Genomic DNA, 22,049 nt, shown 5'->3' on the forward strand with positions numbered 1-22,049 from the left:
TAAGAATGATCCGCAGGCCTTGAACCCGCGTGAAAGTGGAGAACGATATGGGACGCTTCGCCGTCATCACCATGACCGAAAAGGCCGCCGACCGGGTCCGCGAGATCGTCGCGACCCGCGAGAACGCGCATGGCATCCGCCTGGGCATCAAGAAGGGTGGCTGCGCCGGCATGGAATATACCGTCGATCTGGTGACCGAACCCAACACCAAGGACGACCACATCGAGCGCGACGGCGCCCACGTCTATGTCGCGCCGGAGGCAGCGCTTTTCCTGTTCGGCACCGAGATGGATTTCGAGCAGACGACGCTGCGCACCGGCTTCACCTTCCGCAACCCGAACCAGAGCTCGGCCTGCGGCTGCGGCGAATCGGTCGAACTGAAGCCGGCCGATTTGAAGGCCTTGGCTGAAGCGCGCGCTTCCGCCTGATCTTTCCTTCTCCTCCGTTCACGGGGAGAAGGGACCTAATCCACCCACATTCCTGTTCGTTTGTGCCAGTCGGCAATTGATTCTTCCGGGTAGACGTCGAAGACCTTGTCCCTTTTGCCGATCTCCGGCTCGACCCAGTTCGCCTTGTATTTCAGCATAAGATGCACCTTCTCCGGCGGCTTTGGCAGGTCTGTGTCGATCGCCGAGGCGAAGGGATGCACCAGCTCCGGCCAGGTTGGGTCGTAGAGCCAGAGCGCCGTCCCGCATTTCGTGCAGAAGTTCCGCTCGCCCGTCGAGGTTTCGCGGTGCGGGTGCTCGTCGTCCTCGATCTCGGCGCGATAGACACCGAGATGGCGCTTGCCATGGATTTTCAGCGTCTCGTAATCGGCGCCGAGATTGATGGCGAAACCGCCGCCGCCCTGCTGCTTGCGGCAGATCGAGCAATAGCACAGCATGAACGGCACGGGCGTGTGGCTTTCCACCTCGAAACGCACGGCATTGCACCGGCAAGATCCTTTGAGCAGAAGCGGCATGAAAAACTCCGACGAAATTTGATTCTGAACTTGTCAGGATGGTGCCGGTTACGTCGATGACAAGGGGAAATCCGGGTGACATGATCGCCGCATGGACAACGAGCGCATAGAAGAGCTTTTCGAAGGCCTCGGCCCGGTCAGCATCCGCAGGATGTTCGGCGGCAAGGGCATCTATTTCGACGGCGTCATCGTCGCCATCGTCGTCCGTGGCGAACTGATGCTGAAGGCGGACGCCGAAAGCGCGCCGGATTTCGAAGCGGCCGGGTGCCGGCAATGGACCTACACCGACTCGCGCCACGGCAAGCTCGTGTCTATGCCCTATTGGAGCGTTCCCGACAGCGCTTTCGACGATCCAGACGAGATGGCGATCTGGGCGCGGCGTGCCTACGAGGCAGGACGGCGCGCCGGCAAATAGGCTGCGTCATGCTTCGGCAATTCCGGGCCGCATTTCACGCCAGTTCCCGCGCCTCGGGCACGAGCGCCAGCGCCTCGGCAAAGCTGGCGCTGGTGAAGGCGGCGCGCTCGACGGCGAGCGCCGCGGCGGCAATGCCTTCGCGCAGTGCCGCGCGCAGCGTCAGGCCGCGCAGCAGGGCAGCGATCGTGGCGCCTGCCAATGCGTCGCCGGCGCCGGCAACGTCGGTCCGTTTTTGTAGCGGCCGTGGCGAGATCGAGAACGCGCCGGTTTGGTCGAAACCGAGCACCGGACCGTCGCCGTCGGTGACCACGCCGCTTTTCAGGCCGGCGCGTCTCAGGCCGTCGATGACGCCTTGATCGTCAGCATCGATGTCAACGCCGGCGATCACGCCGGCCTCGTGCCGGTTCATGAAGGCCAGCGCTAGAAGTCCGAGCACCGGCGTCAGCCGCGCCGCTCTGTTGGGCGAGACGGCAAGCGCAAACACCGCCTTGCCGGCGGCGAGTGCCGCCATCCGCTCCAGCGCGGTCGACGGCAGGTTGGCGTCGCACAGGATCGCATCGGCCGAACCGATAGCTTCGCGCACCTTGGCGCGGCGAATTTGCTTGGGAAGCGCCAGCTCGTAGAGCACCATGTCGGCAAGGCCGGCGATCAGTCCGCCATCGCTATCGATCAGCATCGTATGGCTTGGCGTTGCCCGGTCGAGGAACACCGCCGACAGGTCGGCAATGCCGGCCTCGGTGACGGCGCGCAAGACCGTGTCGCCAAGGGCATCGCCGCCGCGCACCGAAAGCAGCGAGGCCGAGGCGCCGCGTCGCACCGCCCAGCGCAAGGCGTTGAAGACGGCGCCGCCAACATGCTCGCGCATCGTGCCGGGGTTCAAGGCGGCTGGCACGAAGGCGCCGGCAACCCGGCCGCGCCGCTCGATATAGGCGCCGCCCACGGCCAGGATCGTCGGGGAGTTCATCATGCCGGCAAAATGCCCTTTGCTGTTGCGCGGGAGGAGACTAGGTCGCTGGGCGGAACCCTGCAATCGCGGGTGCGATTCGGTTGGTGACGGCAGCGGCGCCGCATGCGAGGCGGGAGGCATTGGGAAGCAAATTTACGAAACAAAAATAGAACAAATATGGATATCCGTTATTTTTCAAATCCTTGCCGCTCATTGACAAATGAGAACAAACGAGGTACATTCTTTTAAGGATTGCGGGATTGTCCGGCCTCCATTGACGACCACGGGGTGATGTATCATGGCTCAGAATTCTTTGCGGCTTGTAGAGGACAAAGCGGTGGACAAATCAAAGGCTCTGGATGCGGCGCTGTCGCAAATCGAGCGTGCCTTCGGCAAAGGCTCGATCATGCGGCTCGGCGCAAACGAGCAGGTCGTCGAGATCGAAACAGTGCCGACCGGCTCGCTTGGGCTGGACATCGCGCTTGGCGTCGGTGGCCTGCCGCGCGGCCGCATCGTCGAGATCTACGGGCCGGAAAGCTCGGGCAAGACGACGCTGGCGCTGCACACGGTGGCCGAAGCCCAGAAGAAGGGCGGCATCTGCGCCTTCGTCGATGCCGAGCACGCGCTCGACCCGGTCTATGCCCGCAAGCTCGGCGTCGATCTCGAAAACCTATTGATCTCGCAGCCCGATACCGGCGAGCAGGCGCTGGAGATCTGCGACACGCTGGTGCGCTCCGGCGCCATCGACGTGCTGGTGGTCGATTCGGTGGCGGCGCTGACGCCGCGGGCGGAAATCGAAGGCGAGATGGGCGATTCGCTGCCCGGCCTGCAGGCGCGCCTGATGAGCCAGGCACTGCGCAAGCTCACCGCCTCGATCTCGCGCTCCAACACCATGGTCATCTTCATCAACCAGATCCGCATGAAGATCGGCGTCATGTTCGGGTCGCCCGAGACGACGACCGGCGGCAATGCGCTGAAATTCTATGCTTCGGTCCGCCTCGACATCCGCCGCATCGGCTCGGTCAAGGATCGCGACGAGGTCGTCGGCAACCAGACCCGCGTCAAGGTGGTCAAGAACAAGCTGGCGCCGCCCTTCAAGGTGGTCGAGTTCGACATCATGTATGGCGAGGGCGTCTCCAAGACCGGCGAGCTGGTCGATCTCGGCGTCAAGGCCGGCGTGGTCGAAAAGTCGGGCGCCTGGTTCTCCTACAATTCGCAGCGTCTTGGCCAGGGCCGCGAAAACGCAAAACTGTTCCTGCGCGATAATCCCGACACGGCGCGCGAGATCGAGCTGGCGCTGCGACAGAATGCCGGGCTGATCGCCGAGAAATTCCTTGAAAACGGCGGCTCCGAAAGCAGCGACGACGGTTTCGAGGACGACGCTGGGGTGATGTAGGGCAGGCGACGCCTCGCGGAGCCTCAGCCGGGTTTCGATTTGATGTTTTGATTTTGAGTTTGCGTAATCGATGCGTTTCGAACCGCCGGCCCCGTGCCGGCGGTTTGCGTTTGACGGCGGGGCAGAAGCCATTTCAAAGCGCTGGTGAAAGCGGGGATTTGAGCCCGTTTGGTGTTTCTGGACAGGCTGCGGTGCGACCGCTAAAAGGCCATGTCTATTTTCCGCCGGCAGCCGGCGGTTCTCTCGAAAAGGCAGTATTCATGAGTGGCGTCAACGAGATCCGGTCGGCATTTCTCGACTATTTTCGCAAGGAAGGTCACGAGGTCGTCGCGTCAAGCCCGCTGGTGCCGCGCAACGACCCGACGCTTATGTTCACCAATGCCGGCATGGTGCAGTTCAAGAACGTTTTCACCGGTCTGGAGAAGCGGCCCTATTCGCGCGCCACGACTGCCCAGAAGAGTGTTCGCGCCGGCGGCAAGCACAACGACCTCGACAATGTCGGCTACACTGCGCGCCACCTGACCTTCTTCGAGATGCTCGGCAATTTCTCCTTCGGCGACTATTTCAAGGAGCGCGCCATAGAGCTTGCCTGGAACCTGATCACCAGGGAGTTCGGGCTGAAGAAGGACAAGCTGCTGGTCACCGTCTACCACACCGACGACGAGGCGGCCTCGTACTGGAAGAAGATCGCCGGCCTTTCGGACGATCGCATCATCCGCATCGCGACTTCGGACAACTTCTGGGCAATGGGTGACACCGGGCCTTGCGGGCCGTGTTCGGAGATATTCATCGACCGTGGCGAGCATATCTGGGGCGGTCCCCCCGGCAGCCCCGAGGAGGATGGCGACCGGTTCCTCGAATTCTGGAACCTGGTGTTCATGCAGTATGAACAGGTGACGAAGGAAGAGCGCGTCGACCTGCCGCGTCCGTCGATCGACACGGGCATGGGCCTCGAGCGCATGGCCTCCATCCTGCAAGGGGTTGAAAGCGTCTTCGAAACCGACCTGTTCCGCCACCTGATCGACGCTGCATCGTCGGCGCTCGGCAAAGGTCCGGATGCGGACACCGTCGCATCGTTCCGGGTCATCGCCGACCATTTGCGTTCGTCCTGCTTCCTGGTCGCCGACGGCGTGCTGCCGTCCAACGAAGGACGCGGCTACGTGCTTCGTCGCATCATGCGCCGCGCCATGCGCCACGCGCAGTTGCTCGGCGCCCGCGATCCGCTGATGTGGCGCCTGGTGCCGGCGCTGGTCCGCGAGATGGGGCAAGCCTACCCGGAACTGGTGCGCGGCGAACAGATGATCACCGAGACGCTGAAGCTTGAGGAAACTCGTTTCCGCAAGACGCTGGTGCGCGGCTTGGGCTTGCTTTCGGAGGCGACGGAAAAGCTGGCCTCCGGCGACATGCTGGATGGCGAGACAGCGTTCAAGCTCTACGATACCTATGGCTTTCCGCTCGATCTGACGCAGGACGCGCTGCGCCGGCGCAACATCTCGGTCAACCTTGCCGGCTTCACCGAGGCAATGGAGCGGCAGAAGGCGGAGGCACGCAAAAGCTGGGCTGGTTCCGGCGAGGCCGCAACCGAGACGGTATGGTTCGCGGTGCGTGAGGAGACCGGCGCCACCGAATTCCTGGGTTATGAGACCGAGCAGGCGGAAGGCCTTATCGAGGCGCTGGTCAAGGACGGCAAGACCGTCGACAGTGCCGGCAAAGGCGACGCCGTTGCCGTGGTTGTCAACCAGACGCCGTTCTATGGCGAGTCCGGTGGCCAGATGGGCGATGCCGGCGTCATTTCGGGCGACGGGTTCTCGATCGAGATATCCGATACCCAGAAGAAGGCCGATGGGCTTTTCGTCCATCTCGGCAGGGTGGCCAATGGCACTGTCAAGACTGGCGCGACCGTCGAGCTGAAGGTGGACCACGCGCGGCGCTCCAGGCTGCGCGCGAACCATTCCGCCACACATCTGATCCATGAGGCGCTGCGCGAGGTGCTGGGTACCCATGTGGCGCAGAAGGGCTCGCTGGTCGCGCCCGAGCGTCTGCGCTTCGACATTTCGCACAACAAGCCGATCTCGCCGGACGAGATCGAAGAGGTCGAGCGCATGGCCAACGAGATCGTCGTTCAGAACGGCCCGGTGATCACACGACTGATGTCTGTCGACGACGCCATCGCCGAGGGCGCCATGGCGCTGTTTGGCGAGAAGTATGGCGATGAAGTGCGCGTCGTTTCGATGGGCACGGGCTTGCATGGCGCCAAGGCCAACCGGCCTTATTCGGTCGAGCTATGCGGCGGCACGCATGTCAGGGCGACCGGCGATATCGGCCTGGTGCGCATCGTGTCCGACAGCGCGGTCGCTGCCGGCGTGCGCCGCATCGAGGCGTTGACCGGCGAGGCCGCCAGAAAGCATCTCGACGAACAGGACAAACGGCTGAAGGCGGCCGCCGCCGCGCTGAGGATTTCGGCGGCCGATGTGCCGGCCCGCGTCGAGGCGCTGCTCGACGAGCGCAAGAAGCTCGAAAAGGAGCTGACAGAGGCGCGCAAGAAGCTGGCGCTGGGCGATCGCTCGCCAGCTGGTGTGCCTGCGGAAAACGAAACCATTGCCGGTGTCGGTTTTCTCGGCAAGGCGGTATCGGGCGTCTCGCCAAAGGATCTGAAACCACTGGCCGATGCCGGCAAGAAGTCCCTCGGCTCCGGCGTGGTCGTCTTTGTCGGCGCCGGCGAGGACAACAAGGCGAGCGTCGTCGTCGCCGTTACCGATGATCTGACCGGCCGCTTCAGCGCCATCGATCTGGTGCGCGTCGCGTCCGCGGCATTGGGCGGGCAGGGCGGCGGCGGGCGACCCGATATGGCCCAGGCCGGCGGCCCGGACGCCTCGAAGGCCGAAGACGCGATCGCTGCGGTGAAGGCGGCGCTGGAAGCTGCGTGAATCTGCACCAGTAAGGCCAGGCCGAAGTGGCAGCGGGGATGATGTGGCAACGTTGACCATGTATCAAGTCGACGCTTTTGCCGAACGGGCTTTCCAAGGCAACCCCGCTGCCGTTCTCATTTTGGAGGACTGGCTATCGGACGACGTGATGCAGGCCATCGCAAACGAGAACAATCTTGCTGAAACCGCGTTTGCGCGGCCGAGTGGCGAGGGTTGGGATTTGCGCTGGTTCACGCCGGTTCATGAAGTCGACTTCTGTGGCCATGCTACACTTGCGGCCGCCCATGTGCTGACTACGGAATACGATGGTCAGGGCGAAATGGCCTTCGCCACCCGGGTGGGCGAGCTGCGGGTTTCCCGGCGGGAAGGCGCCTATCAGCTCGATCTGCCGTGTTTTCCGCCGCGGCCCGTCGAGGACGAACTGACCTCGGCGCTGCAAGCGATATTGCCTCAGCGGCCGGTTGCGAGCTTCCGCAATTTCGAGAACCTGTTTGTCGAGCTTGCCGACGAGACAACCGTGCGATCTTTCGTTCCCGATCTGCTCAGGATCGGACGTTTTCATCCTCTCGGCCTGGTCATTACCGCGCCTGGGCAAGCCCATGATTTCGTCTCGCGTTATTTCGTACCCGGAGCTGGCATTCCCGAGGACCCGGTGACTGGCTCCATTCATGCGACATTGGTGCCGTACTGGGCTGAAAAGCTCGGCAAGACGCATGTATCGGCATTCCAATGCTCGCAGCGCGGCGGGCATTTGCTATGCGAACTGGCCGGAGATCGCGTGCTGATCACAGGCCGTGCGAAGACCTTCATGAAGGCGGAAATCTACCTTCCCGATTGAGCGGCTCGCCAATTCGGTGGCTGCTTCGCCTCAGCCAAGATCACGGTATGGCGCTTGGGCCGTGGCGGCGGCCAGATGGCGCAGGCCAGTGGCCTGGAAGAAGCGCCGCTGGAACGGCATAGCGCTCATCAGGGATGCCTTGATGCCTTCAGGGCACGCGTCATTCGCGTCGAGTCGCCCCAGGTCGACAGCCAAATCAGGCAGTCGGTGGTAACGGAGATCGCTGCGCGCAGGCAGTTCAGCAACGGTCCAGGCGACCTCAACTGCTCTTCGGCGTGACGGAGATGGGCAAGCTCTTCTTCGCGGATGGACAGGATGATGCCGTGCAACTCGTGATCGCGTCCGGTTAGAAAGAACAGCTGATCATCGAGATGTCGGTGCACCGCCGCTTCGACCGCTGCGGTGCAGGCCCAGACGCCTTGCGGGCCGAGCAGGGCAGTGAGGAAGCCTAGCAGCCAGCCGCCCCAACTCCAGAATTGCATCACGCGGCACGGTCGGGAATGTCGCAGCGGCATGGCTGCATGGAAAGCCGCGCAATGGCTGCGCTCGTGCCCAAGCATCTGCGACAAAGACGGCACGCAGTCCGGCCAGAAACGCTTCGCGACAAGAATCTGTGCAGAGTAGATTCTGATCGCGCCGTATTCGCCGGCGTGGTTGACTCTGACTATTCTGGCCACCGTCAGTACGTCCTGGTGGGAGAGTTCAGTCATGAATGCGCCCGAGAGTTAAGTCAGCCTGCCGGCAACGCTCGCACGCGCAGCAATGCGGGTCCACCAATCCCGAAGCTCGGCAGACTCGGCCAGCAGGGCTTGCCCCTCGGCGACCTTGACGAAATAGCTGATGATTGGCGCAGCGTGCAGGTCGGCCAGCGTCAGGTCCGTCCCCAACAGCCAAGGCCCTCCGGCTTTCAGCGACGACAGCGCCTGCAATGCCGTTCTCGCCTGCCGCAACCCGTTGGCGATCACGGCTTCGTCGGGTGGCGTTTTCTCCAGCCGCTCGACCGCGACATCCCAGACCATGGCCCTGTAGGCGTAGGCGTCGAGCAGGCCGGTGATCTGGTTCATGCGTGCTCGAGGCCGGGCTCCGACCGGCTGCAGCGCCGGGCCGTCAAAGGCTTCGTCGACATAACGCGCAATCGCGCCGGTCTCGTAGAGGCAAAAGCCGTCATGTTCGAAGGCCGGGATGCGGCCAAACGGCTGGTGCTCGAAGTACCAGCCGGGAATGCCGTCCGCGGCAAAGACGTCGACGGGCACCAGCTCGTAGCCGACGCCCTTTTCCTCGAGCACCAGCCGCACGATGCGCACATAGACGCTGTAGTCCGCGCCGTAGACGACGGGCTTGCCCATGTCGCGGGCTCAGGCCATCGCCTTCTGCAAATTCTCGTCGATCTTGTCGAGGAAGCCGGTGGTCGAAAGCCATGGCTGGTCGGGGCCGATCAGCAGCGACAGATCCTTTGTCATGAAGCCGGACTCGACCGTCTGGATGCAGACCTTTTCCAGGGTCTCGGCAAAGCGCTTCAGTTCGGCATTGTCGTCGAGCTTGGCGCGGTGCGTGAGGCCGCGCGTCCAGGCGAAGATCGAGGCGATCGAATTGGTCGAGGTCTCCTCGCCCTTCTGGTGCTGGCGATAGTGGCGGGTAACGGTGCCGTGCGCGGCTTCCGCCTCGACGGTCTTGCCGTCCGGCGTCATCAGCACCGAGGTCATCAGGCCGAGCGAGCCGAAGCCTTGCGCCACCGTGTCGGACTGAACGTCGCCGTCATAGTTCTTGCAGGCCCAGACATAGCCGCCCGACCATTTCAGGCTGGAGGCCACCATGTCGTCGATCAGCCGGTGCTCGTACCAGAGCTTCTTCGCCTTGAATTCGGCTTCGAACTCCGCCTCGTAGACCTCCTGGAAGATGTCCTTGAAGCGGCCGTCATAAGCCTTGAGGATTGTGTTCTTGGTCGAGAGGTAGACGGGGTAATTACGCAGCAGGCCATAGTTCAGCGAGGCGCGGGCGAATTCGCGGATAGATTCGTCGAGATTGTACATGGCCATGGCGACGCCGGGGCCGGGTGCGTCGAACACATCGTGCTCGATCACCTGGCCGTCCTCGCCGACGAATTTGATCGTCAGCTTGCCCTTGCCGGGAAAGCGGAAGTCGGTGGCGCGGTACTGGTCGCCAAAGGCGTGGCGGCCGACGATGATCGGCTTGGTCCAGCCGGGCACCAGCCGCGGCACGTTCTTCATGATGATCGGCTCGCGGAAGATGGTGCCGCCGAGGATGTTGCGGATGGTGCCGTTCGGCGACTTCCACATCTTCTTCAGCTTGAATTCCTCGACGCGCTGCTCGTCGGGCGTGATCGTCGCGCATTTCACGCCGACGCCGTATTTCTTGATGGCGTTGGCCGAATCGATGGTCACCTGGTCGTTGGTGGCGTCGCGGTGCTCGATGCCGAGGTCGTAATATTCGAGCTTGAGGTCGAGATAAGGGTGGATCAGCTTGTCCTTGATGAACTGCCAGATGATGCGGGTCATCTCGTCGCCGTCGAGTTCGACGACCGGGTTCGCCACCTTGATCTTCGCCATGAAAAGAATGCCTCGCTTTTGGGGAACGGAACGGCCTTGCCCGCACGGCTGCCGGCCCTGGGATGCGGCCCGTATATCAAAGGCTTTTTGGCCGCGCAAACGGCGAACCGCGCCGTAGTGCCGGCATTCTTTGCCAAAGCTTCATTTTCGCCGCCAAATGTGGCAGGGGACTGCGAAATGCCGCAAACAGCAGTTCACTGACAACCATGGCCGCTACCCAGGATCCCGACACCCCTCTTGCCTCCGGAACGCCTGCGTCCGGACCGGCGATCATCCTGGTCGAGCCGCAGCTCGGCGAGAATATCGGCATGGTTGCGCGCGCCATGGCCAATTTCGGGCTTGCCGAGCTGCGGCTCGTCAATCCGCGCGACGGCTGGCCGAGCGACAAGGCGCGTGCCGCCGCAAGTCGCGCCGACCACCTCATCGATGCCGTCACGGTGTTCGACGACCTGGCCTCGGCGGTCGGCGATTTGAACTTCGTCTTCGCCACCACGGCGCGCGCGCGCGACAATTTCAAGCCGGTGCGCGGTCCGGTCGAGGCGGGCAGGGCGCTGCGGGCGCGGCAGCGGGCCGGCCAGCGCACCGGCATCCTGTTCGGCCGCGAGCGCTTCGGCCTCTATAATGACGAGGTCGGCCTTGCCGACGAGATCGTCACCTTCCCCGTCGATCCAGCCTTCTCCTCGCTCAACATCGCCCAGGCGGCCCTGCTGATGTCCTATGAATGGATGAAGTCCGGCCTGGAAAACGAGACCATGACCAACTTTTCCGGCCCTGAAATGCCGCCGGCTGCCAAGGAAGAATTGCACGGCCTGTTTGCGTATCTGGAAGGTGCACTGGAGGCGCGCGGCTATTTCCGCCCGGCAGCGAAGAAGCCGAAGATGGTCGACAATTTGCGCGCAGTGCTGACCCGCCCCGGCTTTGCCGAGCCGGAGCTCAAGGTGCTGCGCGGAATAATATCATCGCTGGACAGGTTCTCGCCGGCCATGCCGCGCGGCGACGGATCGCCCGGCGACGATCCAAGGCGGCTCCCGGCGGCCGCGGCACGCGCTGCGAGGGCGAAAGACAAAGACTAGGCGCGCAAATGCAGCTGTCTTACCAGTAACCGAATTTTATTTGGTTTGATCCATGGTTTTCGAAACGATGGATCTCGAATGTTTAGCTCAAATATCGGTCGTCTTCGCTTTTTCTTCTATTCCGTGACTCTGCTGGTTGCGGAAATCGCGACCTTTGTGCTGTGTGTCGTGCTGACCATCGGCATCGAGGGCTTGGCCAATTCGAAACCAGGTCCTTCCAGGGAAGGGCTGGCCGCGGCCGTTCTCGTCGCCTCGCTGGTGATCGTTCTGTTCCGCGCGAATTTCGCCTGGCGTCGAAGCCGCGACGCGCAAGGGTCCGGTTGGATCCTTTGGTCGTATATCGTGTTCTCGACGCTGTTCGCGATCCTGCAGGCCGGCACTGTTCTTGTCGTAAAATTCGACGGCGAAGATTCGCATTCCGGTCTTAACCTGCTGGGATTAGCTCTTGTCGGGCTGTGGGCCGTCATCTTGGCGGCCAGGCCGGCGGGCGGTCGCTCTTCCGATATAGCGTCATCCCTGAGTTTCGACGATTTCGACCCGCCCGGGCCGCTACGCGGCACCGCGGCGCTCCATTCAGCGTCAGCCGCCGGCGTGACGGCCCAGGCTCCGCCCTACGCCATGCGCGCCGCACCGGTGCCGTCGAACCATCGCGCATCTCAACCTGCATCTCCGGCAATCGGCCGGCCGCGGGCCGGCGGCTTCGGCAAGCGGGGCCTTGTGTGACCCGTCTCGCCGCATCAAGGCCATGATGGTTCCACATAGAAGCGGCCGGGACAAAGCATCATTGGCCGAAGCAAAATGCATAGGCCGGCCTTCTCTCGTGATCTCGTTTTGTAATTCCCCAGCCCTTAGTGATTCCCAGCCCTTAGTGACTCAATGACCATGACCGATCCGTCGAGCGCCCGTCCGATCCTGATGTTCGATTCCGGCATTGGCGGCCTCACCGTGCTGCGTGAGGCGCGCGTCCTGATGCCTGACCGCCGCTTCATCTATGTCGCCGACGACGCGGCGTTCCCCTTCGGCGCCTGGGAGGAAACGGCGCTGAGAACACATATTCTGGAGTTGTTCGCTAGGCTGCTCGAACGGTTTTCGCCGGCCATTTCGGTCATCGCCTGCAACACCGCCTCGACACTGGTCATCGATGCGTTGCGCGAGCGGTTTCCCGGCCACCCTTTCGTCGGCACCGTGCCGGCCATCAAGCCGGCGGCGGAACGCACGCGCTCAGGCCTGGTTTCGGTGCTGGCGACGCCCGGCACCGTCAAGCGCCAGTACACGCGCGACCTGATCAGCAAGTGGGCGCAGAAATGCCACGTCCGCCTGGTCGGCAGCGACAGGCTGGCTGGATTGGCCGAAGCCTATATGCGCGATGGTTTTGTCGACGAGGACGCCGTGCGCGCCGAGATCGCGCCGTGCTTCGTTGAGCATGACGGGCTGCGCACCGACATCGTCGTGCTTGCCTGCACCCATTATCCTTTTTTGGCCAACCGCATGCGCAAGACAGCACCTTGGCCGGTCGACTGGCTCGACCCGGCCGAGGCGATCGCACGCCGCGCGCTGTCGCTGCTTGCCGATACCGAGGCCGCTTATCGCAGAGAGGCACTGCCGGAAGGGGCCGACCTTGCGTTCTTCACCTCGAACAGCGCCGATTTTCCGACGCGCCGGCTGATGCAGGGATTTGGCCTGGCGATATCCTGACCGCAAGCAATTTTCGCTTTGGGAACATCACACCAGACAATGCGTTTTCCTCTCATCGGAAACGGGAGAAACCATCATGCCAGCCACCTCAAAAGCCCAGCAGAAAGCGGCCGGCGCGGCATTGTCAGCCAAGCGCGGCGAGACCAAGAAGGGCGCGCTCAAAGGTGCGTCGAAGGGAATGTATAAATCCATGAGCGAAAAACAGCTCGAGGAATTCGCCGAGACCAAGCGCAAAGGCCTGCCGGAAAAGAAGTCGAAACACTGATCGACTGACCATTCTGGCGGCGGATGCCGGTCAATAAAAGGCCCGCGGCTGAGCCGCGGGCCATGAAGTCTCAACGGGCGAGGGCGAAAATTACCAGTTCCAGCCCCACCCGCAGCGCCGCACTTTGTAGCGGATGACCTTGCGATGACCGTGACGCCACACCACCTTTTTCTTGACCACGATGCGGCAGACCTGGTGATGCCTGTGCCCATGCCAATGCCGGGCCTGCGCTGGCTCGGGCGCGACCGCCATCGTGCCGGCCATCACCGCGGCTCCTACCAACGTAAGGAAGAACTTCTTCATGCGAATTCCTGCTCCTCTGACTTCAGTCCCTTCCTGATGCCGCTGGCGCAACCTCCCGCCACATCCGGCACGTTCTACAACCGTAACACTATCCGGTTCGGCGACTCGCGCCAGCCAGAAGCTTGACAGCGGTTAAATCTCCGTTTAACCAGCCCACCAACACCGGGCCGCAATGCCCGGTGGTTTTCTTTATGTGTGCAAGACGTTTGGGCAGCCGGTTTTACTTTCCCTATGTCTTGTTTGAAATGACGTGTCCCGTGGGTTTTCCGTCGCGTTGCGTGGAAAACCCTGTCAGGTCTCGAAAACGGAGGCCAGAGGAGGGCGCGTTTCCTTCACCCGGACCATAAGGTTCCGGGTGTGTTGTTTTGAAAGGGAATGCGATGAGCAAGCGCGAATCCGCGAAGTACAAGATCGACCGCCGTCTTGGCGAAAACATCTGGGGCCGCCCGAAGTCCCCGGTCAACAAGCGTGAATACGGCCCCGGCCAGCATGGCCAGCGCCGCAAGGGCAAGCTTTCCGATTTCGGCCTGCAGCTGCGCGCCAAGCAGAAGCTGAAGGGCCACTATGGCGACGTTTCGGAGAAGCAGTTCCGCAAGGTCTATGAAGAGGCGGACCGCCGCAAGGGCGACACCTCGGAGAACCTGATCGGCTTGCTCGAATCGCGCCTCGACGCCGTCGTCTACCGCTCCAAATTCGTGCCGACCATCTTTGCGGCGCGCCAGTTCGTCAATCACGGCCACATCAACGTCAATGGCAAGCGCGTCAACATCGGCTCGTACCGTTGCAAGCCGGGCGATGTCATCGAAGTGCGCGAGAAGTCGAAGCAGCTGGTCATCGTGCTGGAATCGGTGGGCCTGGCCGAGCGCGACGTGCCCGATTACATCGAGGCCGACCACAACAAGATGACCGCGACTTTCACGCGCATCCCCGGCTTGGCGGACGTTCCGTTTGCCGTGCAGATGGAACCGAATCTGGTCGTCGAATTCTATTCGCGCTGATCGGCGCGTTCGTCACGACAAAACCGAAGGCCGCCCCTCCAGGCGGCCTTTTCTTTCTTCGTCCTTTTCAGGGACGTGAGTCGGAAATCGATTTCGATTTTCGATCCGATGCGCTACTGCGGGCGGCAACAGGACTTTAGGGCCGACGCGCCGTGAACATGCAGCCAGACGCCAAAACGCTTGACCCGATCGCCGAGGCCGAAGGCGGCTTTCATCCGCTGTTTGCCGATGTGCCGTCCTCCGTCGAGTTCAACAAGCTGCGCAAGCGGCTGTTGCGGCTTGCCCGCCAGGCGATCGACGATTTCGCCATGGTGAGACCCGGCGACCGTTGGCTGATCGCTCTGTCGGGCGGCAAGGATTCCTACGGCTTGCTTGCCGTGCTGCTTGATCTCAAATGGCGCGGGCTGCTGCCGGTCGAGCTGTTGGCCTGCAATCTCGACCAGGGCCAGCCGAACTTTCCCAAGCACATATTGCCCGATTATCTCGACAGCTATGCCATTCCGCATCGCATCGAATATCAGGACACCTATTCGGTGGTCACCGACAAGCTGGCCGAGGGCAGCACTTATTGCTCGCTGTGCTCGCGGCTGCGGCGCGGCCATCTCTATCGCATTGCCCGCGAGGAGGGCTGCTCGGCGCTGGTGCTCGGCCACCACCGCGAGGACATACTGGAAACCTTCTTCATGAACCTGTTCCATGGCGGGCGCCTGGCCGCCATGCCGCCGAAGCTGCTCAATGACGAAGGCGATGTCATGGTGCTGCGGCCGCTCGCCTATTGTGCGGAAGCCGATCTCGAGAAATTCGCCGGCGCCATGAAATTCCCGATCATTCCGTGCGATCTGTGCGGTAGCCAGGAAGGTCTGCAGCGCAACGCCATGAAGGCGATGCTCGACGACATCGAGAAGCGCATGCCCGGCCGCAAGGACACGATGATCCGCGCCATGACCAATGTGCGGCGTTCGCATCTGCTCGACAGGAAACTGTTCGATTTCGCCGCCCTCAACGAAACCCTCACTACTAGGCGTCCCGATGACATTTGAAGATAGCGCGATCGACTGGCTTGCCGACCTTCTGTCGGAAGCCGCCGTCGCCGAGATCATGCCGCGCTTTCGCCGTTTGAGCGAGGGCGACGTCCGTCGCAAGACCTCGGCCGCCGATCTCGTCACCGAGGCCGACGTCAATGCCGAACGGCTCATCACCGCCAGCCTGCGCCAGCGTTATCCCCACGCAATGATCGTCGGCGAGGAGGCCTGCTCCGACGACCCGACGCTGCTCGACGGTCTCGGCGATGCCGAACTCGCCTTCGTCATCGACCCGGTCGACGGCACTTTCAACTTCGCCTCCGGCGTGCCGCTGTTCGGCGTCATGCTTGGCGTCGTGGTCAAGGGCAAGACGGTCGCCGGCATCATTCACGACCCCGTCGGCAAGGATTGGCTGATCGGCGTTAGTGGCGCCGGCAGCCATATCCGCCATGCCCATGGCAATCTGGAAAAGGTCCATGTCGCCAAACCGGCGCCGATGTCGGAAATGACCGGTGCGGTCTCATGGCACTATGTGCCCGAGCCGGACCGCTCACGTTTGGCGCGCAACCAGACTAAGTCGCTATCGCAGTTCAATTATCGCTGCGCCGCCCACGAATACCGCCTGCTGGCCAGCGGCCACGGCCATTTCGTCGTCTACAACAAGCTGATGCCTTGGGACCACTTGGCCGGCGTGCTGATCCATGCGGAGGCCGGCGGCCATGCCGCGCGCTTCGACGGCAGCGCCTATCTGCCGTCGCATGTCGGGGGTGGCTTGCTGGTCGCGCCGGACCGTGAGAGCTGGCGGGAGCTGCGCCGCGAGCTCTGGGCGGAATAGCTCTTCGCTGCCAAAGGTGTCCAATCTTGTGCGAAACCGGAGATCTCGAATGAAACCTCGGTCCGCAATTGTTGCAACGGCCTTTGCCCTTGCCTTGGTTGCCGGTGTCAATGAAGCAAGAGCTGGGGAACGCGCATGTCGCAGTCCCGACTCCGTCGACACCATAGACGAGATGTTCTCCGCAATCTTCGCCTGTTGGAAGCCGCCGCCCGGAACCGCGGGCATGACCCTGACGCTGCAGTTCTCAATTCGCCGAAACGGCACGCTTATTGGCAAGCCGCGCGCCACTTTCTCCCATCTAGGGGACGATGGTCCGCTCAACCGGGCCTTTGTGGCTTCCGTCCTCGAGGCGCTCGACAAGGCTCTTCCACTGCCCGTTTCCGACAGTATGGGTGGAGCAATCGCAGGACGTACGCTGTTCCCTCGCTTCACCGCGGTCAGTGAGGGTGCATCATAGGCGCACGCGCAATGTGTATTAAACCGGCGGGTTATGCGGCTGGAATAGTCTGCCGCGCTCGGCCAGCAGGATCATCAGCAGCGCCGCCACCGACACGCTGCAGAACCCGGCGGCCAGCGGCGTCACCGTGCCGTTGAAGGCTTGGCCGATTAGCGTGCCGAGAATGCCGCCAAGAAATGTCTGCATGAACCCAAGGATCGACGACGCAGTGCCGGCCAGGTGCCCCAGCGGCTCCATAGCGAGCGCGTTGAAGTTCGCGCCGAGCGCGCCGAACGGGACCATGGCGCAGGCAAAGAAGGCAATGAAGAGCCATAGCGGCATCTTCATTTCGATGGAAACGACCAGCCAGGCAAGGCTGATTGCCAGAAACAGCAGCAGCGCGCTTTGCGACAGGCGGCGCATGCCGATACGGCCGACGAGGCGCGAATTGAGGTAGTTCGAAAACGCAAGCACGCCGGCAACCCCCGCGAAGATGACCGGGAACATCTCACCGACATTGAACACGCTGACATAGATCTGCTGGGCCGAGGCGATGAAGCCGAACATGGCGCCGAAGATGAAGGTGCTGGCGAAGGCGTAGCAGAGCGCGATGCGGTTGGTGAGAACGATGCGGAAGCCGCCGATGATGGAGGACAGCGTCAGCGGCCGGCGATATTCGGGATGTAATGTCTCGGGCAGGCGCAGCAGCGACCAGGCGGACACGATCAGCGCGCCGGCTGCCATGGTGACGAAGATCACATGCCAGGTCGCAAACAGCATGATGAACTGGCCGATACCGGGCGCGACCACCGGAATGGCCATGAACACCATGAAGATCAAGGACATGACTTCGGCCATGCGCCTTCCGTCGAACGTATCGCGCACGATCGAGACGGCAATGACGCGCGTCGCCGCCGCGCCGATGCCTTGCACGGCCCGGCATAGCAGAAGCGTGGCGAATGACGGGGCGATTGCCGCAGCGCCGGCCGCGACGACGTAGATCACCAGCCCTGCGACAAGAGGCGCGCGGCGCCCGAAACGGTCCGAGATCGGCCCGAAGAACAGCTGTCCGCCCCCAAAGCCAAGGATATAGGCGGTGACCACATATTGCCGGTGGTTTTCATTTTCGACGCCAAGCGAAGCGCCGATCTGCTGCAGCGCCGGCAAAATAATGTCGATGGCCAGCGAATTGAGCGCCATCAGCGCCGCGCACAGCGCAATGAATTCCCAGCGCGGAATGGGCAAGGTGCTTGCCTTTTGCTGCGCTTGTGCTTGCTGATCCACGGCCAGTCCGATCCTCAACGAAAATGCGCCGGCTGGCCGACGCATCCATTCGTTGATTGCCCCGATGTCGGGCAGAACTTTTTGCCAAGGTGGGGGCTGCCCCGGCGCTTATCGCTTGACCCCCGAAAATCGCAGTCGGAAGGTCATACGCAGAAACAGAAGTCAGGCGGCGCCTTTGACGCTGACGCCTTTTTCGACGAGGAAGGTCTGCAATTCGCCCGCCTGGAACATCTCGCGGATGATGTCGCAGCCGCCGACGAACTCGCCCTTGACGTAGAGCTGCGGGATGGTTGGCCAGTTGGAGTAGTCCTTGATGCCTTGCCGCAGTTCGGCCGACGTCAGCACGTCGACGCCCTTATAGTCGGCGCCGATATAGTCGAGGATCTGCACGACCTGGCCGGAAAATCCGCATTGCGGAAAGCCGGGGGTGCCCTTCATGAAGAGAACGACGTCGTTGCCCTTCACCTCATTGTCAATGTAATCGTTGATGCCGCTCATGGAATACCCTTTCATGCCTGTGGGAGTCAGGCTCGAACATTACCCTTCAAATAAACCCATGGGTTGCGCGAAACAAGATGTTTGCCGCCTTGCCATGCAAATGGCGCAAAGGAAGGTCTGATCTTGGGCCAAGCCGTTGGCCACCATTTGTCCCGAGGCGTGATGAAAAGACGGTATCTCGCCGGGGTCGTCCTCGCCGTTCTGTTCGCCGCACTGTCCTTGATCTGGTGGGCCAAGTCGCCGAGGCAGCCACCTCTCGTCGTCGGCGGTGGATTACCGGCGCCGTGCCGCGACGCGAGCTTCGAGGCGGTCGCCTATGTCGTCTGCGAAATCGATCTGCGCCGCTATGACATCGGTGTGTTCCACGCAGGCATTGACGGCAAGGCTTTCGGTTCACTGGACAAATTCGACAAGGCGATGGCGGATCAGGGCCGGCCGGTGCTGCTCGCCATGAACGCCGGCATGTATCACCAAGACCTGACTCCGGTCGGCCTTCTCGTCGAGGACGGCCGGGAGAAGGCGCCGATCAACCTCGCCGACAGCGAAGGCAATTTCTTCCTGAAACCGAACGGCGTCTTCCTGGTCCGGAAGGATGGCAAGGCGGCGGTCATCGAGACAAGCGCCTATGTTGCGACCAGACTGGACGTGATGTTTGCCACGCAATCCGGCCCGATGCTGGTGATCGACGGCCGGCTTCATCCCCGCTTCGAGCAAAACGGCACATCGCGCTATATCCGCAATGGCGTCGGCGTGCGTGACGAAAACACTGTCGTGCTGGCGATCTCGCGCTCTGAGGTCAGCCTCGGCAGCTTCGCCCGACTGTTTCGAGACGCGCTCGATTGTCCCAGCGCGCTTTTCTTCGACGGGGCCGTTTCGGCGCTGTCGAACGGCGAGCGGATGATTGTGGGTGGAAACTATCCAGCCGGGCCGATCATCGCCGTGACCGGTAAGAAGCTTGCGAGCCGGTAACTGCAAGAGAGCTCAGTCCGGCACGCTGGTCTGCAGGGCAAGCGCGTGCAGCACGCCGCCCATGTTGCCCTTCAGCGCGTCATAGACCATCTGGTGCTGCTGGACGCGGCTTTTCCCGCGAAAGCTTTCGGCCACAACCTCAGCCGCATAATGGTCGCCGTCGCCGGCCAGGTCGCGAATCGTCACCTTGGCGTCCGGAATGCCTTCCTTGATCAGCCGTTCGATGTCGTGGGCGTCCATTGCCATGTGAGGATTCCTTGTTCAGGTCGTGATCTCATAGATATGGTCGAAATGGCGGATGAACCACAGGGAAAGGGGCCCACTCGATCACATCACGGGTCCACGACCTCATTTGCCATGAAGCGAGGGAACCAGGATTCGTGGGCGGCAGTCAATTCGCTGACCGGTATCGCACGCGCCTCGCCCAGCTTCAGTTCGCTGCCGCCGGTCGAGCCGATCCACGGCGCAAAAACGCCGAGCTTGTTTTGCTGTTCGCGAATGGCGTCCCATTGCTCGCTCTGCGGGTCGATCGACAGCGTCAAGAGATAGCGGCCCTGGTCCTCGCCGAACCAGACCGGGATTGGATCTGTGCCGATCAGGCCGGGGATGGTCGCGCCGATGCCGGAGGCCATCGCCATCTCGGCCAGCGCCACCGCGATGCCGCCATCGGAAACGTCATGCGCCGCGGTAACGACACCGGAGGCGATCAGTGCCCGCACATGGTCGCCGACCCGCTTCTCGTGGCCGAGATCGACCGGCGGCGGCGGGCCGTCGGCGCGGCCATGAATGTCGCGCATATAGACCGACTGGCCAAGATGCGTTCCCCACATGCTCGGCGCGCCGACCAGCACGATCATCTGGCCTTCGGCGGCAAAACCGATCCGTACCATCTTCGACCAGTCGGCAATCAATCCGACGCCGCCAATGGTCGGTGTCGGCAGGATGCCTTGGCCGTTGGTCTCATTGTAGAGCGAGACGTTGCCGGAGACGATCGGGAAGCCGAGCGCCCTGCAGGCATCGCCAATACCTTTCACCGCGCCGACCAACTGACCCATGATCTCCGGCCGTTCCGGATTGCCGAAATTGAGGTTGTCGGTGGCCGCGAGCGGCAGAGCACCGGTGGCGGTAAGATTGCGCCAGCATTCGGCAACCGCCTGCTTGCCGCCCTCGTAAGGGTCGGCTTCGCAATAGCGCGGCGTCACGTCGGAGGAGAAGGCGAGCGCCTTGGTCGGGTGGCCGTCGACGCGCACGACACCGGCGTCGCCGCCGGGAAGCTGCAACGAATTGCCCTGGATCAGCGTGTCGTACTGCTCCCACACCCAGCGGCGCGAGGACAGGTCCGGTCCGCCCAGCAGCTTGAGCAGTGCCTCGGCCACGTCGGCTTGCGGTGCATCGCCGGCCAGCGGCGCCGGCTTCTTCGGCTCGACCCAGGGACGGTCATATTCCGGCGCTTGATCGCCGAGATCCTTGATCGGCAGGTTGGCGACCTCGTCGCCCTGGTGCAGCACGCGGAAGCGCAGATCGTCGGTAGTCTTGCCGACGATGGCAAAGTCGAGGCCCCATTTGTGGAAAATCGCCTCGGCCTGTTTTTCCTTTTCGGGGCGCAGCACCATCAGCATGCGCTCCTGGCTCTCCGAAAGCATCATCTCATAGGCGCTCATGCGCTCTTCACGCACCGGCACCTTGTCGAGATCGAGCTCGATGCCGAGGTCGCCCTTGGCGCCCATCTCGACCGCCGAGCAGGTGAGGCCGGCGGCACCCATGTCCTGGATGGCGATAACGGCGCCGGACGCCATCAGTTCGAGGCAGGCTTCGAGCAGGCATTTTTCGGTGAACGGATCGCCAACCTGCACGGTGGGCCGCTTCTCGTCGATCTTGTCGTCGAACTCGGCCGAGGCCATGGTGGCGCCGCCGACACCGTCGCGCCCGGTCTTGGCGCCGAGATAGACCACCGGCAGGCCAACACCCTTGGCTTCCGACAGGAAGATCGCATCAGTCTTGGCAAGTCCCGCCGCAAAGGCATTGACCAGGATGTTGCCATTGTAGCGGGCGTCGAAATTGACCTCGCCGCCGACCGTCGGCACGCCGAAGGAATTGCCATAGCCGCCGACGCCGGAAACGACACCGGCAACGAGGTGCCTGGTTTTGGGATGGTCCGGCGCGCCGAAGCGCAGCGCGTTCATCGCCGCGATCGGCCGCGCGCCCATGGTGAAGACATCGCGCAGGATGCCGCCGACGCCGGTCGCAGCTCCCTGATAAGGCTCGATATAGGAGGGGTGGTTATGGCTCTCCATCTTGAAGACGACGCAGTCGCCGTCGCCGATGTCGACCACGCCGGCATTCTCGCCCGGGCCCTGGATGACTTGCGGCCCGGTGGTCGGCAGCGTGCGCAGCCACTTCTTCGAGGATTTGTAGGAACAATGCTCGTTCCACATCGCCGAAAAAATACCAAGTTCGGTAAAGCTCGGTTCGCGCCCGACTAGGTCGAGGATGCGCTGGTACTCGTCGGGCTTCAGCCCGTGCGCGGCAATGAGTTCAGGAGTGATCGGCACGGAATTGGAAATGGTCATGATCGGCAATTGTGTCCTTGGGATCGAGTCCCGTCTTATCGCAAGCGATGC

General features: G+C 62.6%; 24 protein-coding genes. 14 read left to right on the forward strand and 10 right to left on the reverse strand.

Going from position 1 to position 22,049, the window contains the following annotated elements; translation table 11 throughout:
- Positions 1 to 47 precede the first annotated feature (47 nt).
- Positions 48 to 428, forward strand: a complete 381-nt coding sequence (gene sufA / locus NKH42_RS14495; RefSeq protein WP_006206001.1) for a Fe-S cluster assembly scaffold SufA — start codon at positions 48 to 50, stop codon at positions 426 to 428.
- Positions 429 to 463: 35 nt separating this feature from the next.
- On the opposite strand, the gene NKH42_RS14500 is transcribed toward sufA, so the two are convergent.
- Positions 464 to 961, reverse strand: coding sequence for a GFA family protein (locus NKH42_RS14500; protein ID WP_352506441.1), 498 nt, complete (start codon positions 959 to 961; stop codon positions 464 to 466).
- A gap of 91 nt (positions 962 to 1,052) precedes the next feature.
- Here NKH42_RS14500 and NKH42_RS14505 point away from each other — a divergent pair, with 91 nt between their 5' ends.
- A complete protein-coding gene (locus NKH42_RS14505; protein WP_352506440.1) occupies positions 1,053 to 1,376 on the forward strand; it encodes a TfoX/Sxy family protein in 324 nt (107 codons plus the stop codon).
- Between the two features lie 34 nt (positions 1,377 to 1,410).
- Here NKH42_RS14505 and NKH42_RS14510 read toward each other — a convergent pair whose 3' ends face one another.
- Positions 1,411 to 2,343: a PfkB family carbohydrate kinase gene (locus tag NKH42_RS14510; protein ID WP_352506439.1), complete on the reverse strand. Its 933-nt coding sequence runs from the start codon at positions 2,341 to 2,343 to the stop codon at positions 1,411 to 1,413.
- Between the two features lie 277 nt (positions 2,344 to 2,620).
- Here NKH42_RS14510 and recA point away from each other — a divergent pair, with 277 nt between their 5' ends.
- The 3 genes from recA to NKH42_RS14525 all read left to right on the forward strand — a co-directional run bounded on the left by recA (position 2,621) and on the right by NKH42_RS14525 (position 7,483).
- Positions 2,621 to 3,718: a recombinase RecA gene (gene recA / locus NKH42_RS14515; RefSeq protein ID WP_023674696.1), complete on the forward strand. Its 1,098-nt coding sequence runs from the start codon at positions 2,621 to 2,623 to the stop codon at positions 3,716 to 3,718.
- A 260-nt stretch (positions 3,719 to 3,978) separates the two neighbouring features.
- Positions 3,979 to 6,645, forward strand: a complete 2,667-nt coding sequence (alaS, locus tag NKH42_RS14520) for an alanine--tRNA ligase (protein WP_352506438.1) — start codon at positions 3,979 to 3,981, stop codon at positions 6,643 to 6,645.
- 58 nt (positions 6,646 to 6,703) lie between these two features.
- Positions 6,704 to 7,483, forward strand: a complete 780-nt coding sequence (locus NKH42_RS14525) for a PhzF family phenazine biosynthesis protein (RefSeq protein ID WP_352506568.1) — start codon at positions 6,704 to 6,706, stop codon at positions 7,481 to 7,483.
- Between the two features lie 128 nt (positions 7,484 to 7,611).
- Here the strand turns inward: NKH42_RS14525 and NKH42_RS14530 are convergent, their stop codons facing one another.
- The 3 genes from NKH42_RS14530 to NKH42_RS14540 are packed head-to-tail and all read right to left on the reverse strand — an operon-like array spanning position 7,612 to position 10,050.
- Positions 7,612 to 8,193, reverse strand: coding sequence for a demethoxyubiquinone hydroxylase family protein (locus NKH42_RS14530; RefSeq protein ID WP_352506437.1), 582 nt, complete (start codon positions 8,191 to 8,193; stop codon positions 7,612 to 7,614).
- Between the two features lie 15 nt (positions 8,194 to 8,208).
- Positions 8,209 to 8,829: a glutathione S-transferase family protein gene (locus tag NKH42_RS14535; protein ID WP_352506436.1), complete on the reverse strand. Its 621-nt coding sequence runs from the start codon at positions 8,827 to 8,829 to the stop codon at positions 8,209 to 8,211.
- A gap of 9 nt (positions 8,830 to 8,838) precedes the next feature.
- A complete protein-coding gene (locus NKH42_RS14540; RefSeq protein WP_352506435.1) occupies positions 8,839 to 10,050 on the reverse strand; it encodes an NADP-dependent isocitrate dehydrogenase in 1,212 nt (403 codons plus the stop codon).
- Positions 10,051 to 10,256: 206 nt separating this feature from the next.
- On the opposite strand from NKH42_RS14540, the gene NKH42_RS14545 reads away from it, so the two are divergent.
- The 4 genes from NKH42_RS14545 to NKH42_RS14560 all read left to right on the forward strand — a co-directional run bounded on the left by NKH42_RS14545 (position 10,257) and on the right by NKH42_RS14560 (position 13,083).
- Complete coding sequence (locus NKH42_RS14545) at positions 10,257 to 11,123, forward strand: RNA methyltransferase (protein WP_352690855.1); 867 nt, start codon at positions 10,257 to 10,259, stop codon at positions 11,121 to 11,123.
- Positions 11,124 to 11,201: 78 nt separating this feature from the next.
- Positions 11,202 to 11,846, forward strand: a complete 645-nt coding sequence (locus NKH42_RS14550; RefSeq protein WP_352506433.1) for a DUF805 domain-containing protein — start codon at positions 11,202 to 11,204, stop codon at positions 11,844 to 11,846.
- Positions 11,847 to 12,005: 159 nt separating this feature from the next.
- Positions 12,006 to 12,818 carry a glutamate racemase gene (gene murI / locus NKH42_RS14555; RefSeq protein ID WP_352477507.1) on the forward strand — a complete coding sequence of 271 codons (813 nt, stop codon included), beginning with the start codon at positions 12,006 to 12,008 and terminating at the stop codon, positions 12,816 to 12,818.
- 76 nt (positions 12,819 to 12,894) lie between these two features.
- Positions 12,895 to 13,083 (forward strand): DUF3008 family protein, encoded by a 189-nt coding sequence (locus NKH42_RS14560; protein ID WP_023674705.1) that lies wholly within the window; start codon positions 12,895 to 12,897, stop codon positions 13,081 to 13,083.
- A 90-nt stretch (positions 13,084 to 13,173) separates the two neighbouring features.
- On the opposite strand, the gene NKH42_RS14565 is transcribed toward NKH42_RS14560, so the two are convergent.
- A complete protein-coding gene (locus tag NKH42_RS14565) occupies positions 13,174 to 13,386 on the reverse strand; it encodes a hypothetical protein (RefSeq protein WP_023674706.1) in 213 nt (70 codons plus the stop codon).
- Positions 13,387 to 13,766: 380 nt separating this feature from the next.
- On the opposite strand from NKH42_RS14565, the gene rpsD reads away from it, so the two are divergent.
- The 4 genes from rpsD (at position 13,767) to NKH42_RS14585 (ending at position 16,698) form a co-directional block, all read left to right on the forward strand.
- Positions 13,767 to 14,384, forward strand: a complete 618-nt coding sequence (rpsD, locus tag NKH42_RS14570) for a 30S ribosomal protein S4 (RefSeq protein WP_352506432.1) — start codon at positions 13,767 to 13,769, stop codon at positions 14,382 to 14,384.
- A gap of 158 nt (positions 14,385 to 14,542) precedes the next feature.
- Positions 14,543 to 15,424, forward strand: a complete 882-nt coding sequence (gene ttcA, locus NKH42_RS14575) for a tRNA 2-thiocytidine(32) synthetase TtcA (protein WP_352506567.1) — start codon at positions 14,543 to 14,545, stop codon at positions 15,422 to 15,424.
- Complete coding sequence (locus NKH42_RS14580; protein WP_352506431.1) at positions 15,414 to 16,241, forward strand: inositol monophosphatase family protein; 828 nt, start codon at positions 15,414 to 15,416, stop codon at positions 16,239 to 16,241. The genes ttcA and NKH42_RS14580 overlap by 11 nt, the downstream gene beginning before the upstream one ends.
- A 49-nt stretch (positions 16,242 to 16,290) precedes the next feature.
- On the forward strand, positions 16,291 to 16,698 hold the full coding sequence (locus tag NKH42_RS14585; RefSeq protein ID WP_254817643.1) for a UCP034077 family protein: 408 nt from the start codon (positions 16,291 to 16,293) through the stop codon (positions 16,696 to 16,698).
- Between the two features lie 18 nt (positions 16,699 to 16,716).
- On the opposite strand, the gene NKH42_RS14590 is transcribed toward NKH42_RS14585, so the two are convergent.
- Both NKH42_RS14590 and grxD read right to left on the reverse strand, forming a co-directional pair.
- The gene (locus NKH42_RS14590) at positions 16,717 to 17,916 is read right to left on the reverse strand and encodes a multidrug effflux MFS transporter (protein ID WP_254817732.1); all 1,200 of its coding nucleotides are present in this window, start codon (positions 17,914 to 17,916) and stop codon (positions 16,717 to 16,719) included.
- A gap of 207 nt (positions 17,917 to 18,123) precedes the next feature.
- Positions 18,124 to 18,459 carry a Grx4 family monothiol glutaredoxin gene (grxD, locus tag NKH42_RS14595; protein ID WP_023674712.1) on the reverse strand — a complete coding sequence of 112 codons (336 nt, stop codon included), beginning with the start codon at positions 18,457 to 18,459 and terminating at the stop codon, positions 18,124 to 18,126.
- Between the two features lie 162 nt (positions 18,460 to 18,621).
- Here grxD and NKH42_RS14600 point away from each other — a divergent pair, with 162 nt between their 5' ends.
- Entirely contained in the window at positions 18,622 to 19,428 is an 807-nt protein-coding gene (locus NKH42_RS14600) for a phosphodiester glycosidase family protein (RefSeq protein WP_352477360.1), read from the forward strand.
- Between the two features lie 12 nt (positions 19,429 to 19,440).
- Here NKH42_RS14600 and NKH42_RS14605 read toward each other — a convergent pair whose 3' ends face one another.
- Together NKH42_RS14605 and purL are read right to left on the reverse strand one after the other, a co-directional pair.
- Positions 19,441 to 19,674, reverse strand: coding sequence for a BolA/IbaG family iron-sulfur metabolism protein (locus NKH42_RS14605; RefSeq protein WP_023674714.1), 234 nt, complete (start codon positions 19,672 to 19,674; stop codon positions 19,441 to 19,443).
- An 86-nt stretch (positions 19,675 to 19,760) separates the two neighbouring features.
- Positions 19,761 to 21,998, reverse strand: coding sequence for a phosphoribosylformylglycinamidine synthase subunit PurL (gene purL / locus NKH42_RS14610; protein ID WP_352506429.1), 2,238 nt, complete (start codon positions 21,996 to 21,998; stop codon positions 19,761 to 19,763).
- Between the last annotated feature and the right edge of the window lie 51 nt (positions 21,999 to 22,049).

Origin of the sequence: Mesorhizobium sp. M1142, from assembly GCF_040318565.1 — a bacterium.
Lineage (GTDB): Bacteria > Pseudomonadota > Alphaproteobacteria > Rhizobiales > Rhizobiaceae > Mesorhizobium.

What these genes read in the sequence shown, in the direction of transcription:
- NKH42_RS14605 (WP_023674714.1), bottom strand. Translation starts at nt 19,674, where the DNA reads ATGGCAATGGACGCCCACGACATCGAACGGCTGATCAAGGAAGGCATT.
- recA (WP_023674696.1), top strand. Translation starts at nt 2,621, where the DNA reads ATGGCTCAGAATTCTTTGCGGCTTGTAGAGGACAAAGCGGTGGACAAA.
- grxD (WP_023674712.1), bottom strand. Translation starts at nt 18,459, where the DNA reads ATGAGCGGCATCAACGATTACATTGACAATGAGGTGAAGGGCAACGAC.
- alaS (WP_352506438.1), top strand. Translation starts at nt 3,979, where the DNA reads ATGAGTGGCGTCAACGAGATCCGGTCGGCATTTCTCGACTATTTTCGC.
- NKH42_RS14550 (WP_352506433.1), top strand. Translation starts at nt 11,202, where the DNA reads ATGTTTAGCTCAAATATCGGTCGTCTTCGCTTTTTCTTCTATTCCGTG.
- NKH42_RS14545 (WP_352690855.1), top strand. Translation starts at nt 10,257, where the DNA reads ATGGCCGCTACCCAGGATCCCGACACCCCTCTTGCCTCCGGAACGCCT.
- NKH42_RS14540 (WP_352506435.1), bottom strand. Translation starts at nt 10,050, where the DNA reads ATGGCGAAGATCAAGGTGGCGAACCCGGTCGTCGAACTCGACGGCGAC.
- ttcA (WP_352506567.1), top strand. Translation starts at nt 14,543, where the DNA reads ATGCAGCCAGACGCCAAAACGCTTGACCCGATCGCCGAGGCCGAAGGC.
- NKH42_RS14525 (WP_352506568.1), top strand. Translation starts at nt 6,704, where the DNA reads ATGTATCAAGTCGACGCTTTTGCCGAACGGGCTTTCCAAGGCAACCCC.
- NKH42_RS14530 (WP_352506437.1), bottom strand. Translation starts at nt 8,193, where the DNA reads ATGACTGAACTCTCCCACCAGGACGTACTGACGGTGGCCAGAATAGTC.
- NKH42_RS14510 (WP_352506439.1), bottom strand. Translation starts at nt 2,343, where the DNA reads ATGATGAACTCCCCGACGATCCTGGCCGTGGGCGGCGCCTATATCGAG.
- NKH42_RS14585 (WP_254817643.1), top strand. Translation starts at nt 16,291, where the DNA reads ATGAAACCTCGGTCCGCAATTGTTGCAACGGCCTTTGCCCTTGCCTTG.
- sufA (WP_006206001.1), top strand. Translation starts at nt 48, where the DNA reads ATGGGACGCTTCGCCGTCATCACCATGACCGAAAAGGCCGCCGACCGG.
- murI (WP_352477507.1), top strand. Translation starts at nt 12,006, where the DNA reads ATGACCGATCCGTCGAGCGCCCGTCCGATCCTGATGTTCGATTCCGGC.
- NKH42_RS14560 (WP_023674705.1), top strand. Translation starts at nt 12,895, where the DNA reads ATGCCAGCCACCTCAAAAGCCCAGCAGAAAGCGGCCGGCGCGGCATTG.
- NKH42_RS14580 (WP_352506431.1), top strand. Translation starts at nt 15,414, where the DNA reads ATGACATTTGAAGATAGCGCGATCGACTGGCTTGCCGACCTTCTGTCG.
- NKH42_RS14535 (WP_352506436.1), bottom strand. Translation starts at nt 8,829, where the DNA reads ATGGGCAAGCCCGTCGTCTACGGCGCGGACTACAGCGTCTATGTGCGC.
- rpsD (WP_352506432.1), top strand. Translation starts at nt 13,767, where the DNA reads ATGAGCAAGCGCGAATCCGCGAAGTACAAGATCGACCGCCGTCTTGGC.
- NKH42_RS14505 (WP_352506440.1), top strand. Translation starts at nt 1,053, where the DNA reads ATGGACAACGAGCGCATAGAAGAGCTTTTCGAAGGCCTCGGCCCGGTC.
- NKH42_RS14600 (WP_352477360.1), top strand. Translation starts at nt 18,622, where the DNA reads ATGAAAAGACGGTATCTCGCCGGGGTCGTCCTCGCCGTTCTGTTCGCC.
- NKH42_RS14500 (WP_352506441.1), bottom strand. Translation starts at nt 961, where the DNA reads ATGCCGCTTCTGCTCAAAGGATCTTGCCGGTGCAATGCCGTGCGTTTC.
- NKH42_RS14565 (WP_023674706.1), bottom strand. Translation starts at nt 13,386, where the DNA reads ATGAAGAAGTTCTTCCTTACGTTGGTAGGAGCCGCGGTGATGGCCGGC.
- purL (WP_352506429.1), bottom strand. Translation starts at nt 21,998, where the DNA reads ATGACCATTTCCAATTCCGTGCCGATCACTCCTGAACTCATTGCCGCG.